This is a genomic window from Pseudomonas sp. MWU12-2319, from assembly GCF_023242525.1.
Taxonomy (GTDB): Bacteria; Pseudomonadota; Gammaproteobacteria; order Pseudomonadales; family Pseudomonadaceae; genus Aquipseudomonas; species Aquipseudomonas gingeri_D.
Genome location: NZ_JALJES010000001.1, coordinates 48,470 through 65,070 on the forward strand (window position 1 = coordinate 48,470; position 16,601 = coordinate 65,070).

13 protein-coding genes are annotated in these 16,601 nt (G+C 62.7%); 4 read left to right on the forward strand and 9 right to left on the reverse strand.

Features of this window, described 5'->3' with window-relative positions; genetic code table 11:
• Nucleotides 1–26: 26 nt before the first annotated feature.
• From M5C01_RS00205 to M5C01_RS00215, 3 genes are all read right to left on the reverse strand, one after another.
• Nucleotides 27–743, reverse strand: a complete 717-nt coding sequence (locus M5C01_RS00205) for a YafY family protein (RefSeq protein ID WP_178129718.1) — start codon at nucleotides 741–743, stop codon at nucleotides 27–29.
• Between the two features lie 233 nt (nucleotides 744–976).
• Entirely contained in the window at nucleotides 977–1,618 is a 642-nt protein-coding gene (locus M5C01_RS00210) for a hypothetical protein (RefSeq protein ID WP_152736921.1), read from the reverse strand.
• 15 nt (nucleotides 1,619–1,633) lie between these two features.
• Entirely contained in the window at nucleotides 1,634–2,407 is a 774-nt protein-coding gene (locus M5C01_RS00215) for an OmpA family protein (RefSeq protein ID WP_152736922.1), read from the reverse strand.
• Between the two features lie 158 nt (nucleotides 2,408–2,565).
• Here M5C01_RS00215 and M5C01_RS00220 point away from each other — a divergent pair, with 158 nt between their 5' ends.
• A complete protein-coding gene (locus M5C01_RS00220; RefSeq protein WP_152736923.1) occupies nucleotides 2,566–3,108 on the forward strand; it encodes a GNAT family N-acetyltransferase in 543 nt (180 codons plus the stop codon).
• Here the strand turns inward: M5C01_RS00220 and M5C01_RS00225 are convergent, their stop codons facing one another.
• Nucleotides 3,109–4,035, reverse strand: coding sequence for a carbon-nitrogen hydrolase family protein (locus M5C01_RS00225; protein WP_152736924.1), 927 nt, complete (start codon nucleotides 4,033–4,035; stop codon nucleotides 3,109–3,111).
• A gap of 230 nt (nucleotides 4,036–4,265) precedes the next feature.
• Here M5C01_RS00225 and M5C01_RS00230 point away from each other — a divergent pair, with 230 nt between their 5' ends.
• Nucleotides 4,266–5,267 carry a FecR family protein gene (locus M5C01_RS00230; protein ID WP_152736925.1) on the forward strand — a complete coding sequence of 334 codons (1,002 nt, stop codon included), beginning with the start codon at nucleotides 4,266–4,268 and terminating at the stop codon, nucleotides 5,265–5,267.
• Nucleotides 5,268–5,395: 128 nt separating this feature from the next.
• On the opposite strand, the gene M5C01_RS00235 is transcribed toward M5C01_RS00230, so the two are convergent.
• Complete coding sequence (locus M5C01_RS00235; RefSeq protein WP_178129719.1) at nucleotides 5,396–7,720, reverse strand: acylase; 2,325 nt, start codon at nucleotides 7,718–7,720, stop codon at nucleotides 5,396–5,398.
• A 320-nt stretch (nucleotides 7,721–8,040) separates the two neighbouring features.
• On the opposite strand from M5C01_RS00235, the gene M5C01_RS00240 reads away from it, so the two are divergent.
• Nucleotides 8,041–8,448: a fe2+ zn2+ uptake regulation protein gene (locus M5C01_RS00240; protein ID WP_103494821.1), complete on the forward strand. Its 408-nt coding sequence runs from the start codon at nucleotides 8,041–8,043 to the stop codon at nucleotides 8,446–8,448.
• A 2-nt stretch (nucleotides 8,449–8,450) separates the two neighbouring features.
• Here the strand turns inward: M5C01_RS00240 and M5C01_RS00245 are convergent, their stop codons facing one another.
• Nucleotides 8,451–8,639, reverse strand: coding sequence for a hypothetical protein (locus M5C01_RS00245; RefSeq protein ID WP_100943910.1), 189 nt, complete (start codon nucleotides 8,637–8,639; stop codon nucleotides 8,451–8,453).
• 340 nt (nucleotides 8,640–8,979) lie between these two features.
• Nucleotides 8,980–9,891: a LysR family transcriptional regulator gene (locus tag M5C01_RS00250; protein ID WP_103494822.1), complete on the reverse strand. Its 912-nt coding sequence runs from the start codon at nucleotides 9,889–9,891 to the stop codon at nucleotides 8,980–8,982.
• Between the two features lie 105 nt (nucleotides 9,892–9,996).
• Here M5C01_RS00250 and M5C01_RS00255 point away from each other — a divergent pair, with 105 nt between their 5' ends.
• Complete coding sequence (locus M5C01_RS00255) at nucleotides 9,997–10,992, forward strand: aldo/keto reductase (RefSeq protein ID WP_103494823.1); 996 nt, start codon at nucleotides 9,997–9,999, stop codon at nucleotides 10,990–10,992.
• Nucleotides 10,993–11,143: 151 nt separating this feature from the next.
• On the opposite strand, the gene M5C01_RS00260 is transcribed toward M5C01_RS00255, so the two are convergent.
• Both M5C01_RS00260 and M5C01_RS00265 read right to left on the reverse strand, forming a co-directional pair.
• Nucleotides 11,144–14,815, reverse strand: a complete 3,672-nt coding sequence (locus tag M5C01_RS00260; protein WP_178129720.1) for a translocation/assembly module TamB domain-containing protein — start codon at nucleotides 14,813–14,815, stop codon at nucleotides 11,144–11,146.
• Nucleotides 14,812–16,539: an autotransporter assembly complex family protein gene (locus tag M5C01_RS00265; protein WP_152736927.1), complete on the reverse strand. Its 1,728-nt coding sequence runs from the start codon at nucleotides 16,537–16,539 to the stop codon at nucleotides 14,812–14,814. Before M5C01_RS00265 ends, M5C01_RS00260 begins: the two co-directional genes overlap by 4 nt.
• Nucleotides 16,540–16,601: the final 62 nt, after the last annotated feature.

The window sequence follows — 16,601 nt, forward strand, 5'->3', positions numbered from 1 at the left end:
TGGAGCCATCCTAGTACAGGGCTCCGTCAGTTCTTGTCAGGAGTGAAGCGTTCGTGTTCGTCCTGGTCGAACAGCTTGCGCCATTGCCTTAGCAGGTCGCTGCGCCGGCCCGGATAACGCTCGCCCTGCTCCCGGGCCGTGGCGATGCGGTCGGTGCGAAAGGTCCGGAAGGCCTGGCGCAACTCACACCAGGCGACCACCACCCGCGCCTCGTTCATAAAGCCCAGGGCCAGGGGCCAGATCAGCCGCTGGCTGGGCACCCTGTTCACATCGGCGTAGTCGATATGCAACTTGGCCTGGTCACGGATGGCCTGACGAAACACATTCAACGGCACCGCATTGTCCGGGTAGCCACAGCCCCGCGGCCCCGGCAGCAAGGTCGGATTGCGCAGGGCCTCCTGGGCGGGCGGCGCCAGCACCGCGGCGATCTTGGCCAGGGCATCGGAAGCGGCCTTGCTCAACACCTCGTCACCCCGTTGATCGACATATTGCAGGCCGAGGACGATGGCCTCGGTTTCATCGGCATTGAGCATCAGCGGTGGCAGGAACAAACCGCTGCGCAGGACGTAGCCGACGCCCGCCTCGCCCTGGATCGGCGCACCGAGGGCGGTGAGTTCGGCAATATCGCGATAGACCGTGCGCTCGGAAATCTCCAGCTCGCAGGCCAGGGCCGCGGCGGTGGCCGGGCGGCTTTTGGCGCGCAATACCTGGAGCAAGGTGAGTAAACGCGAAGTGCGGGACACGGTGGACGACCTCTGGCCGGATCAAGGGCCGCAGCTTAGCAGAGCCCCCTGTCAGAAATTGTCAGTAGCGCAGCGGCCTGGATGAAGTCGGCGCGCTGGCATTGCAGAGCAAGGCCAGATACCCGAATTTTGAAGCGAAAACGGTCTTGCAGCGAACGGGCTTGCCCGCTCGCCACAAGACCGCGCTCGCCCCTCAGGTGTTCTTGACCACCGGGCGACCGGGCATCGGGGCCTCAATCTTCAGACGTATCGACTTCACCCAGTCTCACCCGTTTGGCAAACTCGGTCTCGATACCTTGCGCCAGTATCCGCGCCTGACCTCGCCAATCCTCGCGCTCGACCCGCCCTGGAAAGCTGAAGTAATGCTCGATCCAGTGCACCTGCGGCTCCGTCCACTGGGCAATCTGGGAAAACCGGTAAATGCCCAGCTCGTGCAGCACGGCTTCATTCTTGTGACCCACCCCGGAAATCAGCTTCAGGTTATCGAGGGGGCCGGTGGGCTGCTCCATGACCAGCGGACGACTGCCCACTCCGGCGGCATCGGTGGCCGCCGCCCGGGTTCCTGGTTGCGAGCCCGTGGTGCTGGTGGCGGCATCGGCCGCCAGCATCGAGCGAATCCAGGCGCTGAGCCAGCAACCGACCAGGTAAGCGGCAAACAGCAGCAAGGCCGTTTCCAGCCACAAGCCGGCGCGCCCCGGTAACAACTTGAGCACGGCGACCACCAGACCGATAGCAAAGAGCCATAACGCCCCATGCAACCAACCGGCGACCCAACGGAGATGACGTTCGGTCTGAGTGACAATCCAGCCCACCAGCAAACCGAGAATCCCGGCCACCAACATCCAGCCCCAATACTGTTCAAGTAAATAACTCATGATGGTTGCTCCTGGTTATTTAGCGTCAGTCGGGGCGGTCATGGCGTTGTCATCCGTTACCTTTATTTCTATCCGACGATTTTGTGCCTGGCCTTCCGGCGTATCGTTGGACGCCACCGGATCAGCCTCGCCAAATCCCGCAGCCTTCAGATGTTCCCGGGTAACGCCATGTTTGGCCAGATAACTGACCACGGCGTCGGCCCGGCGCTTGGACAGTCCCAGGTTGAAGGCGGCGTTGCCGGTATTGTCGGTGTAGCCATCGACTTCAAACTGCTCGTCGGGACACTGTTTGGCCGTGGCCACCAGTGCATCCAGCGCCGTTTGCGAAGCCGGTGACAAGATGTCCTGGGCGGTGTCGAACAGCACTTTGTATTGATTCAGGGCCGCATCGAACTGTTGCTCGCAGGCCTTGGCATCAATAATGCCGACTGAACTCGGTGGATTGGCCTGGGACTCATCGACAACAGGCGGCGTCGGTGCCACCGGCGCGGGAGGGACAACTTCGGGAGGAGTGCCGATCTCACTATCGGCCGGTTTCACCGGCTGGTCGGCCAGGGTACCGACAACCTGTCTGACACCATACGTCTGATCCGCCGCGTTGCGGTTTTGTGATGTTGCATTGGGCAGGGTCACGTCACGTCCGGCGACAACAATGGGAGCGCTATCGGTTGCACTCCCCACGCGGGTCTGCAAATCCTGTTCGACTTCAGGCGTTGTTATCCAAAGAGCGGCCAACCACAGCAAAGCGAGTAACGGCAAACCCCACCACCAGTTTTTCGAGCGAGCCATTTGTCTTCTCCTTAACGTAGAAAAACTAACGGACTGCGAAAAATGCTGTAGCAGGTGATATTCAAGTGTAGGTAATAGTGGCGGACCGTCAATATAACGGCAATTTCCATCCAATGTGTCAAACTAATGTCCCACTCGACAAGGAAGCCGAAACCCTTATGAACACTCCCGAACTCCGTACCGAACGACTACGGCTACGACCCTTGCAACAGGATGATGCCGCCGCCATCCAGCAACTCTTTCCCCACTGGGAAGTGGTGCGGTTTCTCAACGCCCGGGTGCCCTGGCCTTATCCCGAAGATGGCGCCCTGAGCTATCTGCGCGACGTCGCCCTGCCCGCTGTCGAACGCGGCGTGGAATGGCACTGGTCGATCCGCCTGCGCGCGGCCCCGGAACAGATGATCGGCGCCATCAGCCTGATGGACGAAGCCGACAACAACCGCGGCTTCTGGCTCGCTCCCCAATGGCAGGGCCAGGGCCTGATCGGCGAAGCCAGTACCGCCGTCACCGCGTATTGGTTCGAGACCCTCGGCCGCGAGCGGATGCGCGTGCCCAAGGCCGCCTCCAACCTGGCCTCGCGGCGGGTCTCGGAACGTGAGGGCATGCGCCTGCTGCACAGCGAGGAACGGGATTTCGTCAGCGGGCGTTTACCCTGTGATATCTGGGAAATCACCCGCGAAGAGTGGCAGCGGTTGCGCTGATCAGTCCTGGATAAAACGCACGCCTGGCTTGGCTCGCTCATCGACCTGCAACTCGAACACATCCGGGCGGGCATAGTGGCCGGTGACGTCAAAATCATAACGGGCGCGGACCAGCTGCTCGGTGTCGATCTGCGCGGTCAGCAGGCCGGCCTCGCCGACCAACGGCCCGGCCAGCACCTCGCCCATGGGCCCGACAATCAGGCTGCCACCGTTGATCAGCGGACGTTCCGCCGGCCAATTGACCACCTCCACGCCCAGTGCCTGCGGCGAAGGCTGGACCTGGCAGGCGCTGATCACAAAGCAGCGGCCTTCACAGGCGATATGGCGCATCGTCACCTGCCACATCTCCCGCTCATCCACCGTCGGCGCGCACCAGACCTCAACGCCCTTGGCGTACATGGCCGTGCGCAGCAGCGGCATATAGTTTTCCCAACAGACCGCCGAACCGATCCGCCCGGCCTTGCCTTCCACCACCGGCAACGTCGAACCATCGCCCTTGCCCCAGATCAGCCGCTCGGTACCGGTGGGCATCAGCTTGCGGTGTTTGGCCACCAGCCCGCCCTGGGGTTCGAAGAACAACACCGTGCAATACAAGGTAGAACCCGCGCGTTCGATGACCCCGAGCACCAGGCTCGCCCCGGTGCGAGCGGACAACTGCGCCAGCGCGTCGGTTTCGGCGCCCGGGACATCGATGGCATTGGCGTGATAACGGGCGAAGGCCTCACGGCCCTCGGGCAGCCGATAACCCAACTGGGTGCCGAAGGTTTCGCCCTTGGGATAGCCACCCAACAGGGCTTCGGGCATCACCACCAGGCAGGCGCCGGACTCGATGATCGCGCGCTCATAGCCGAGGATCTGTTCCAGGGTGTCACCCTTGCCCCCCGGCAAGGAACCGATTTGCAACGCGGCAACGATGGACTTGGGCATGACGTGAACTCCATGAAAGTGTGCTGCCGATTGTCATGCCGGCCGACATCATGAATAAAGCCACCTTCGGAACTGAATGATATTAACCAAATAAATATCGAACCCGGACGTCTCAACCTGTTCCAGGATCCTCGAAGCACAGTGCGCGCTATCAAATTGATCTGTTTGCCATCCACTGTTCTCGACAGAGACTGCCGAGGGTTAGAATGGCCGAAACCAGGGAAGAATTCATGAGCGAACCGATCCTTTCAGAAGCCGAGTACGACGCCATCACCGACGCTGCCGCGCATTGGTGCATGCGGCTGCATGAAGAGGATTGCACCAGCGCCGAACGCGAAGCCTTCGCCGCCTGGCTCAAGGCCGACCCGCTGCATGCCGTCGAATACGAGGCCATGCTGGAAATCTGGGACGTGGCCGATCAACTACCGCCGACGGCCGTGCCCCAGGTGGTGGCCCTGATAGCGAAGCGCCGTCGCTGGCAAGGCTACGCCATGGCCGCGACCATCAGCCTGCTGGCCGTGCCCGTCGTCGGCTACCTGGGTTGGAGCCTCGGTTGGATTCCCAATGCCTACCAGAGCTTCGAAACTTCGAACCAGTTGCGTCAGGTCACCCTGGCCGATGGCAGCCAGGTGGAATTGAACCTGGGAACGCGGCTGACCTACAGCAACTACAAGGATCAGCGTCGGGTGACCTTGAAAAAGGGCGAAGCCTATTTCGAGGTGCGCCACGACGCCGAGCACCCCTTCGTGGTGAAGGCCGCCGAGGGTCAGGTACGGGTCACCGGAACCCAGTTCAACGTGTGGATGTATCAGGATCAGGTTCGCGTGACCTTGCTGCAAGGCTCGGTGCTGGTCAGCAGCAATACCACCCACCCTGGTGACGGTTATCGCCTGGACCCGGGCATGCAGGCGCGCTACAAATCCGGCGACCATGAGCCGCAGATCAGCCAGACCTATGCGCAAGACGCCAACCTGGCCTGGCGCGATGGCAAACTGGTCCTCGATAACCTGATGCTGAGCGATGCCCTGCCGTTGATCAACCGCTACCTTGAGCGCCCGGCGCTGCTGGCCGACAAGAACACCGGGACGATTCGCATCGGCGGGATCTACAGCACCGGGGAAGTGCAGCGGTTGCTGACCTCCCTGCCCAAGGTGCTGCCGGTGTACCTGACGCAGAACAAGGAAGGCCAGGCGGTGATCAACGCGATCCCGCAGGATACCCCGAAGGGCTGACGGGATCTTGAAAGCACCGTGAAACCTGTAGGAGCTTGGCTTGCCAGCGAAGCTTTTGCCGCCCTGAAGGACGCCATCGCCGGCAAGCCGGTTCCTACAAGGGACCGCGTTCAGCCTCACCACGAATGTTACTTCTGCGGTTCGCGAATCACCTGCGCCTGATACTCGGCATCCGCCCTGATCTGCTGTTCGGTGAACGGCAACACACTCCATTGCTTCTTCGAGAACGCTTCGGTCTGGTCGCGGAAATGCGGCGATGCCGGATCAGTAGACAGCGAAAACGCCAGCAACCCCAGTGCCTGAGGCCCCTTGTCGTCAAAACTCACCACCTGCAGATAGCTGGTGCCACCGACGACTTCGCGCTTGCCGCCCTCCCCCGGCACACTCTGAATCGCGTTGTACACGCCCAGGGTCGCCGGGCCGCCATGCACCGGCACCGGCTGCCCGCCCCGGCTGACCTGCTGCACATCGCCCCAGTGACTGGCGGCCGTCAGTCCCGCCGCCTTCACCTGTTCCAGCGACGCCAGCATCGCTCCGTGCAGCGCCCTGGCCACCTTGATCTGCTCGAAGGCCAGGCCGCGCGGGGTGTGCTGCGGATCAGCCGGATCAAACCTGACCCGCCAGAAATTCTCGCCTTCGGACAAGTGCGCCATGATGTTCTGGAAATGCACCATGCCCAGCCCGCTTTGCAGGTTCGCATGAGCGTCCCAGTCCTTGAGGCTGGCGCACACCGGCGCCAACGTCGTGGCATCGCTGCCCAGGTCGCCGGCGCAGAAGCGCAGCAGGTCCGGCAGCACCAATCCGGCCAGGTACACCTGATCGTCCATCACCATCGCCTGCAGGTCCGCAACCTTGATCGCCGCGGGCCGATCCAGCCGTGCCAGGCGCTCAAGGGCAAAGCGCGCCCGTGGCCCGAGGGGCTCGCCCTCACGACTGACCAGCGGCGAAAAGCCCGTGAGCGGCGCCCGCGGATTGACCATCCAGGCCGAATCGTTGGAGTTCTGCAGATAGTCGCCGCGTTCCAGTTGCGGCAACTGGTCCGCCGGGAAGATACCCTTCTGCGCGGCATTCGCCGCCACGTTCCAGGCACAGGCGGCGCGCGAGCCGTCGAGCACCACCAGCGGCCCGCTGCCATGGGGATCGCCGCACAAGGCCAGCTTGGCCGCATCCACGTAAGGCACCACCGACAGGTTCAGGTACAGCGCCTTCCCCTGGTCATCCACCGCCAGGGTGTTGACCCAGGGAATGCCCTGAATCCGCTGCACCGATGCCTGCAACGCCTGAAGGTTGTCGGCATGGTTCATCGCATACCACTGCTGCAACACCCGGTCGTTGTCCTGGTTGGCATCGCGCAGGCTGAACGCCACGTCACGGTTCCAGTCGAGCTTGCCGGGCCATTGCACCACCGGCCCGAACACCGAGCTGTAGAGCACCCGTTCAACGGTCCTGGTGCTGCCATCGGCCTGCTTGACCTCGACCTTGACCAGGCGCTTGTCCAGCGCCGTGGATTGTCCGTCGAGCAGGTAACGGGTCGGATCCTTGGGATCGAGTTGCAGCCGATACAGGGTGAAATGCCTGGACGTGTCCACCGTGTGGGTCCAGGCCAGGTGCCGGTTGAAACCGATATTGATCATCGGCAGACCCGGCAAGGCCGCCCCCATCACGTCAAGCTGACCGGGAATGGTCAGGTGCATCTGGTAGAAACGCAGGCCACCGACCCAAGGGAAATGCGGGTTGCCGAGCAACAGGCCACGGCCGTTGAACGAACGCTCGCCGCCGACCGCCAGCGCATTGCTGCCGCGGTCCAGGGCGAAACGTTGCAGGCGTTCGGCCGCCAGCTGGAACGACGCACTCGACACCTGGGCAGTCTGCCGCGGTGGTGTGGCGGCGGCCAGGGCTTCGGCGAACTGCCCGACACCGCCTTCGACCAGCAGGCGCCGGGTCAACCTGACCAGGTCCTGCGGCGTGATCGGCCGCACCCACTGCCCTCGGCACTGCTCCGGCAAGCCCCCGGCCTGGCGCTCGCCGAGCTGGCGGTTGTAACCGGCGACATAACCCTCGATCAATTGCGTGACCTGCGGGGTTTGCGCCTGCCAGAAAGCCGCCACCGCCTCGGGCGTATTGAGCCAGTTGAAAAACAGGTCGCTGGTGAGGTTGTCACGCCGTTCGACGGTCATCTGTTCGGGGCCGAAGTAGCGCGAGCGCTGGCCGTTGACCGTGACGATTTCGTTGGCCAGTAGGCACAGATTGTCCTGGGCATAGGCATAGCCGATGCCGTAGCCCAGCCCGCGCTCGTCGCTGGCGCGAATATGCGGCACGCCAAAGGTGGTACGACGGATCTCGGCGTTCAGCTCGCGACTCGCGTCGCCAGCCTCGCGGGCCTGGGCGTGACTGCCCAGGCCGATCAACAACGTCGCCAGGCACAGCCTGGATAGCGAGCGGGTAATAATCACACTGACTCCTGATGGAATATCGAACACCAGGCGACCGCATGTGCAACAGCGAACGGCAACCCGGAAAAGCGGCCACCGAGGGAAATAAACAAGGGACGGCCGATGCCTGCCCATGAAAGACGAGTCTGAATATGAAAATTTAGGGATATACAGGCGTCTGAACATGAAACTTGAGGGATATCCAGGTGCTATCACCTGTCTGCGACTTGATACCGACAAATTTTCTACATTCGAGGCTTCATGATTTATCCGTCTCGCTCGTCCTTATCAAGGAGAGCCGACATCACATTCCTGATCAGGCTCTGAAAAGGAGTTTTTGCATGTACGACCAGCACAGGTCAACGGACGGTAATTCTTTGCAACGCGATCCTTCCTACAGCTCGGGCGCCATGTTGGCCAAACCTGCCGAACGCAGCGGTAATAACCGCATCCGTCAGTTGCTCAAACACTTCGGTTTGCGCACCAGCCTGATCCGACTCAAAGTCATCGACGCCCTGCTGAGCGCCGACGAAGATCAGCGCCGGCTGGGTGTGCGCGGGGTTCACAGTCATTTGCTGGAATTGGGCATTCCCCTGTCCTTTCTCAGCGTGCGCGAGGTGCTCAAGCGCCTGTGCAGCGAGGGCGTCGTGGTGCTCAACGCGGACAAGAGCTACAGCCTGCACCCGGATGCGACCGCGGCCCTGGAGTTACAGGACTCCATGCCGCAGAGCGCGCAGATCGGCGACTGAGTTCAGGGCTTGACCTTGCGCCGCATCACACCGTTGATCACCACCACGAGCACCGCCACGCCAATGGCGATGTACTGGAACAGCTTCTCGCTGATGACCCCGGTGTTTTGCAGATAGGACAGGCCGAACATGATCCCCAGTACCACCAGGGAAATCAGAATCGAGTACTTCAGACGCTGCGATTGAGTCATTACCTATTCCTGAATAGTTAAAACTTGAAACGACAAATGTATCCGACTTGTATCTGAATCCATACCAAAGCCCTACAAAGGCCGATGAATGAAACGACGCAAACGGGGTCCCATAGTATATCCGGGGAAAGGTTTTATCTTCCCGGCTTCACCCATGAGGATTTATCCATGTTTCGTCGAATCACGATGTTGATTCCCCTGCTGATCATCTTGTCTCTGAGCGGTTGCTTCATTTTTCCCCGTGGCGGAGGCTGGCACGATCATGACCATCGTTACTATGATGGGGGTGGCTACTACCGTCGCTGATCGCTCTTGTCGGGGACGGTGATCGACCGTCCCCTCATCGCCTAAACCCGGTACCCGGTCGGGCACAGATTTCCACCAGCCAATCGACAAACACCCGCACCCGCGCCGACATCTGTCGATGGGGCGGATACATTGCGCTCAGCGGTAATCCGGGGGGTGGATAATCGCCCAGCACTTCGCACAATTGGCCGCTGCGCAGTTGTTCGACCACGTGGTAATAGGGAATCTGCACCAACCCATAACCCGCTTCACACGCCGCCAGGTAACCGTCGGCACTGCTGACCGAGAGACGCTTGGGCAGGTCGATCGCCTGCAACTGGCCACCCTGCTGGAACTCAAGCCCGAAGCGCTTGCCGCTGACACTGGAAAAATACTCGACCATCCGATGCCCCGCCAAGTCCGCCAGTGACGTCGGCAACCCCATGCGCTCGATATAGGCCGCACTGGCACAGGTCACTTGCTCGACCAGCACCAGCGGCCGGGCCACCAGCGATTCGTCCAGGGCCTCGCCACCCCGCAACACACAATCGATACCGTCGCGGATCAGGTCCACGGGCCGGTCATTCAGGCCGATTTCCAGGTCGATCAGCGGATAACGCTCGCTGAACTCGGGCAATACCGGAATCACGATCAAACGCCCGATGCCCGCCGGCATATCGACCCGCAGGGTCCCCCGTGGATTGCGCCGGGCAGAGGAAAACACCGCTTCGGTCTCCTCCAGGTCCGCCAGCAGTTGCACGCAGCGCTGGTAATAGGCCGCGCCGTCGAGGGTGGTGCTGACCTGGCGGGTGGTGCGGTGCAACAGTTGCACCCCCAGGTGCGCTTCCAGTTGCTTGACCAGCACCGTCACCGAGGCCCGGGGTACTTGCAGGCTGTCGGCGGCCTTGGCAAAACCGCCCAGCTCGACGATCCGGGTAAAGACCCGCATGGCATTGAAGCGATCCATCGGCCCTCCATTATTGGGATTTTACGAATAGTGATAGTGCTTTTAGCCGGTTTATCGCGCTTTTGTCGAGGTTCACACTGCATGAAATCCCACAGGAGCCACACCATGCACACCCGTCAACTCGGCAAGAACGGCCCACAGGTCTCCGCCATCGGCCTCGGCTGCATGGGCATGACCGATTTCTACACCACCGGCAGCGACACCCGCGAAGCCACCGCGACCTTGCATCGGGCCCTGGAACTGGGCGTAACCCTGCTCGACACCGCCGATATGTACGGCCCCCACAGCAACGAAGAACTGATCGGCCAGGCCATCGCCGGCAAACGCGACCAGGTGTTCCTGGCCAGCAAGTTCGGCATCCTCCGTGACCCGGCCAGGCCGGCGTACCGTGGGGTCAGCGGGAAACCGGAGTACATCCGCACGGCCATCGACGGCACCCTCAAGCGCCTCGGCGTGGAGACCCTGGACCTGTACTACCAGCACCGTATCGACCCGGAAGTGGCCATCGAGGAAACCGTCGGCGCCATGGCCGAGCTGGTCAAGGCCGGCAAGGTTCGTTACCTGGGTTTGAGCGAGGCCTCGGCCGAAACCCTGGAGCGGGCCCATCGGGTGCATCCGATCAGCGCCTTGCAAAGCGAGTACTCGCTGTGGAGCCGTGATCAGGAAGACAACGGCTGCCTGGCCGCCTGCCAACGCCTGGGAATCGCCTTTGTGCCCTACAGCCCGTTGGGCCGTGGTTTCCTGACCGGAGCCTTGAAGAGCCCGGACGATTTCGCCGCCGATGACTATCGGCGTTTCAGCCCACGCTTCCAGGGCGAGAACTTCGCCCGCAACCTGCGGCTGGTGGAGCAGGTGCAAGGGTTGGCCGCGGAAAAAGGCGTGACGGCCGGGCAACTGGCATTGGCCTGGGTCCTGGCCCAGGGCGACTACCTGATCCCGATTCCCGGGACCAAACAACGCAAATACCTGGAAGAGAACGTGGCGGCCCTGGAGGTGAAGCTGAGCCCCGCCGAATTGCAGGCCCTGGAGGCGATTTTCCCGGCGGGTGCCACGGCCGGGCTGCGCTATCCGGAAGCGGTGATGCAGGGCCTGAATCGCTAAAGACCCGACTGCCGAACCCTGATCCCGAGCACACAACGGAACCTTGTAGGAGCAGGGCGTGCCCGCGAAGCTTTTGGCGCCCTCAAGGACGCCTTCGCGGGCAAGCCCTGCTCCTACAGGATCGTGGGTGACCGCAGAGGAGTGTCACTCCTCAGAAATCGCGCTTGTAGAAGATATCCAGGGAACTGGCCACGCCGCTCGCCGCCTCCAGGTAAACCTTCTTGCTCAACATATAACGCAAGGCGATGGTATTGGCCGGTTCGAATACCCCCACCCCGTAGCGCAAGCTCAGCTTCTCGGTGATCTTGCCGCTGGCCACCACCGATGTGGTGCTGCCGCTGCCCTGGGTATCGAGGGCAAAATCCTCGATGCCCAGGTTCTTCGCCAGGTCGCCGGTCAACCCGGCACTGCCCATCAAACCCAAGCCCAACGCCGCCTGGGCCAGCACATTGCTGTCTTCGCCAGTGGTGCTCAACGGTCGTCCCAACACCAGGTAGGACAACGCCTGCTCCTGGCTCATGGCCGGTTCCGAGAAGATCTGCGTGGTCGGTTGCTCGGCACTGCCGCTCAGGCGAATACCGGCAATCACATCATCGGTCTGGCGAATCGCCTCGATATCCAGGTACGGCTGGTCGATGGGCCCGGCGAACAGCAAGCGCGCCCGGCGAATGGTCAGGCGCTGGCCATAGGCGCTGTAGCGCCCGTCATTCAGGCGCAACTCACCCCGGGTATCGAGGTTGTCACCGATATGCACCTGGCCCTGCAAGTCGGCGGTCAGGCCAAAACCGTTGAAACTGAGCTTGTCCTCCCCCACCAGTACCTCGATATCCATGGACATCGCCAGGGGCGCCTTGCCCTCCTCGGTCTGCTGGCCGACGATCACCGTGTCGTCCGAGACCTTGACCGTCGACGGCGGCAGCTCGCGCACGACGATCGCGCCCTTGGGCACATGCACCTTGCCGGCAATCGCCAGCTTGTCGCCGTGCATCGACACCGTCAGGTCCGGCGCCACCTCCAGGGTCGCATAGGGCTCGACGCTGACCGGCAACTGCGAGCCCTTGATCGCCAATTCCACTTGTAGCGCATCGGTCCAGTCGATATGCCCGGTCAGGCTGCCGTGTCCGGCATCACCGCCGGTCCAACTGCCGTTGAGCTGGACGTTTTCCCCGGCAATCTGCGCCTGCACCCGCAGGTCCTTGACCGTGGTCGGCACTTCCGAGCCGGAGACCTCGCCACCGCTCAAGGTCAGGTTGCCGTTGACCTTGGGCGCCAGCAAGCCGCCGGACAAACGCCCGCTGCCATCGAGGCGACCGGCCAGGGTCTCGACCTTTCTTACGAAAGGCCGGGCCACACTGAGATCGAGGCCGCTGAGACGGAAATCGCCGGTCAGGGGTTTGTTCTTCGCCAGGGGATTGATCTGCGCCTGGAGCATCAGTTCGCCGAGCTTGCCACCGCGAAAATCCAGGACCGTGTCGACCCGCCGTGGGCTCAGGTTGCTGGTCAGCTTGAGGGTCTCGTAGGGGAAGTCCAGCCATCTGCGTCGTTCGCGAATACGCAGGGTGCCGCCGCTGGCATCGATCATGATCTGGCCCTTGGGGCCGCTGGCCGGCAGGTCCACTTGCAGGTCGGCATTCAGCCGGCCCTGCCAGGCGAAGTCGCGGGGCAACCATTGCCCCAGGCTTTCCAGGGGGAATTGCTTGAGGTGATAACGCAAGCGCGGTTCGGGCATCAACCGCTGATCCTCGCCGCACAGGCTGGCCTCTCCCGACAGCCAGCAGTGGCTGCCGAAATTCAATCGGCCATCGGCAAGGTATTCGAGTTTGGCCGGGTTCTGCAGTTTCCAGTCCTGGCCGCCGGTCTGTACATCGCCGGAAACCAGGCGCCCGCGCCAGTTGCCTTTGTCGAGTCCGCCGTCCAGGCCCAGGGCCAGTTTCAACAGCGGGCCTTGCAGATCGAGCTGCGCTTGCTGGCGCTTGAGATCGCCCTGCCCGTGCAAGGTCAGGGTACCCAGGGCCGTTTCGCCAGCCTGGATACCTTCGCCCTTGAGATCCAGTTGCCCACGTTGGGTGCCGTCGAGGTTGGCCTCGAGGCTGAGGTTTTGCAGACGGTTATCGGCAAATACCAACTGCTGGCCGTGCAGGCTGACCTTGCCTTGCGGCGCCTTCAGCGTGCCGGCGAGATCGACCCGGCCTTTGACTTGTCCGCGCAACTGCGGCCAGAGCTGGCCCAGGCGCGGCAGGTTGAGGTCGAGCTGCCCGGCCAGGCGTTGTTGCAGGCTGCCGCTGCCCTGGATACGGTTATCGCCCAAACGAATGTCCAGGGCACCCAGGGTCCATTGCTCGCCTCTACCGCTGGCCTTGGCTTGTAACACTGCCGGTTGCCCGCGCAGTTTGCCCTTGAGGTCGATATTCGCCTCCAGGTTCAACTGCTGGTTCTTCAACTCGCCTTTGCTGCGCAGCGGCCCGGCCAGGGTCCCGGGCAACTCCGCCAGCCAGTAAGCCGGATTGAGCGCGCTCAGGTCCAGTGCGGTGTCCCAGGCGATGCCATCGGCGAATTGCAACTTCAGGTAACCGCTGGCCTTGCCCTGCCCCGCCGTCAGTTCGAGCTGCGGCAGGGCGATCTGTTCCAGGTCGCCACTGAACGGCGTCAGCAGCCGGAACTTGCCCGCCGGGCCATCGAGATCGGCCTGGACGAAACCCAGGTAGTTGCCGTCACGGTAATGTACCTCACCGACCAGGGTCCGCGCCTTGACCGCCGGTTCCTCGATCAACGGGTACAGGCGATGCCAGGGAAAGTCCAGCCAGTCGACCTTGGCGTCGACAGCGAAGCCCTTCTGCCAGTCCAGTTCGGCGCTGAGTTTCAGCCGCTGTTTGGCATCGGCCGTCAGGTCCAGCGCGGCGATCTGCGCGCCCCGCGCATCGACCCGGCCTTGCAGGTTGAGGTCGACGGGACCTTGCTCGGCCGGCAGCACGGCCTTGCCCTGGAGCTGGTAACCGTCTTTCAGGTTGCCGCTGCCGGTGAGCTCCAGCTGATTGAGTTGCAGGGTGTCCGGCAGTTCGGCGCTGGCCTTGAAGCCATCGGCGGTGACCCGCACCCGGGCCGGCAGGTGCTCGGCCAGGGCCTCCAGTTCGCCCGTCAGTTGGCCCTGCAGATAACCGCTGCTGTTGGCCTTGAGCTTGAGGGTCTTGAGCAGATCGCCCTGCACCTCCAGCGCCAGGGCCCAGGGCTCGCCGCCCGGGGCCGGCAACAGCAGCTTGCCCTCGGCCGTCAGCGGCCAGTCGCCGCTCGGTTGCAGCAGCCCGGAGAGGTCCAGGCTGAGGTCGTCGTGCTGCAGATGCACGGTATCGATCTGCAAACCCTGCGCCGTCCAGTGCGCGGCCAGTTGCAATTCCTTGAGCTGCTCGCTGCCATCGAGCCACAGGCTGCCGATACGCACCTGGCGCAACTCGATCGCCACCGGCAGTTTCAGCGTCGGCAAGCTCAGCGGCCCGCTCTCGGCCGGCGCGCTCGGTTCAAAGCGCAGGTCGACCCGCTCGACTTCCAACTGATCGACACACAGCACAAAGTGCGTCAGGCACAACGGCGACCAATTGAAGCGCGGCTGCTGCAATTCAACCCGATTGCCGCCCTGTTGCCAGAGCAGATGATCGGCGCTCCACTGCCCGCCCAGATGACCCTGGAAATTTTCCACGCTCAAGCCCGGCACCTGCGCCAACGCCCAGCGGCTGCCGGCCTGGGTGCCCAGCAGCAGACCCAACGACACCAGCAACAACAGCATCAGCGCGACAAGCGCCAGGCCGAGTATTTTCAAACCACGCTTCACAACTCAGGCCCCATGGAAAAGTGCAAACGGATACCCCCGGGATCGTCCAGCGCATGGGCCAGGTCGAGACGGATCGGCCCCACCGGCGAGATCCAGCGCACGCCGATGCCGACGCCGGTCTTGAGGCTCGGCAACTCCAGGGTGTTGAACGAGTTGCCCTGGTCGACGAAGGTCGCGACCCGCCATTTCTCGGCGATGGAATATTGGTACTCAAGGCTGCCGGCGACCATGTAGCGCCCACCGATCCGATCCCCTTCGGAGTTTTCCGGGGACAGGCTCTGGTAGTCGTAGCCGCGCACGCTCTGGTCGCCGCCGGCGAAGAAGCGCAGGGACGGCGGCACGTTCCGGTAGCCATTGGTGGCGCTGCCGCCGAACTGGATCCGGCCGAGGAAACGGTGATTATCCCAGACCGTGGTCAGGCCCTTGAGCGTCGCCGTGCCGTACAGCAGGTTATTGTCCGAGGCCAGGCCTTCCTTGGCGACCTTGCTGTCGAACTCCAGGCGATAGCCGTTGTGCGGATCGATGCGGTTGTCGCTGCGCAGGTAGGAGTAATTGATGCCCGGCATCAGCAAGGTACTCAGGCCCGAGTCGTCGCCGAGGCGGTACTCCTCGCGCTGCCACTTGAGCGAGATCACCCGCTGCCAGCCGCTGGGCAGCTTGCTGTGCCATTCCGGGCCGATGGTGAACAGCTTGCTCAGGCTGTCGGTGTTGGCGATCTCTTCGTACTGGTAGCCGGCGGCCCAGCGCAGCTTGTCGGTGAGCGGCGGGTCCAGCGGATGGTCGTACCACAGGCCGATATTCTGCCGGGGCGCGGACACCTCGCTTTCGATGCCATAGCTATCGCCCTGGGCATTGACCCAGTGGCGAGTCCAGTTGGCCTTGACCCGGGGCCCGACGTCGGTCGAATAACCCAGGCCCAAGCCCATGGTGCGCGGCTTGCGGGTATCGAGCTGGACCTCGACCGGAATCACCCGGTCCTTGGCCGCCAGCGGCGCCGCATCCACCCGCACGCCTTCGAAGTAGCCGCTCGATTGCAGGGCCTGGTTGAGCTCGGCGATCAGTTCGGAATCGTAAGGGGTACCGGCCTTGAATGGCACCATGCGGTGCAGCAGGTCCTCGTCGAAGGGCGTGTCGCCGGCGAAATGCACCGGTCCCAGGGAGTAGCGCGGACCGCTGTCATAGATCAGCTCGATATCGGCGATGCCCGCCTTGGGGTCGACGATCAACTTCTGGCTGATAAAGTGGCCGCTGAAAAACCCATAGCGCGAGGCCCGGTTGAGAATCAGGCGCTTGGTATCCTCGTAGTGCCCATGGTTGAGCACGGCACCAGGCTTGAGGGCATCACTCCTGGGGATCTGGAAAGCCTTGAGGCTGGCGGCCGGGCCTTCGATGCGCACGGTGACATTGCGCAGATGCACCGGTTCGCCGGGATCGATGGTCAGGATCAGCTTGGGGGTCTTGCCGGCTTCGACTTCGGTCTCGATCTGCGGCTGATAATAGCCGAGCGCCTGGGCGGCCTTGCGTGCCTGCTCCTGCGCGCCGCGGCTGAAACGCCGCAGGGCATTTTCACCACGATTGCCGAGACTGCCAATGTAGCCTTCCACATTGGCCTTCAACTCGTCGTTCGCCGGCTTGACCCGTACATCGAGTTCGCTTTGCGCCAGGGCCGCCATGCTGCAACAGAGCAGGAGCAAACCGCTGGTCAATCTTATAGAAAACATCATAGGCGCGGATGCTATCACGGGCTGGGTTAAGGCCGTCATAGAACGCGAAACCGACCGGAAAG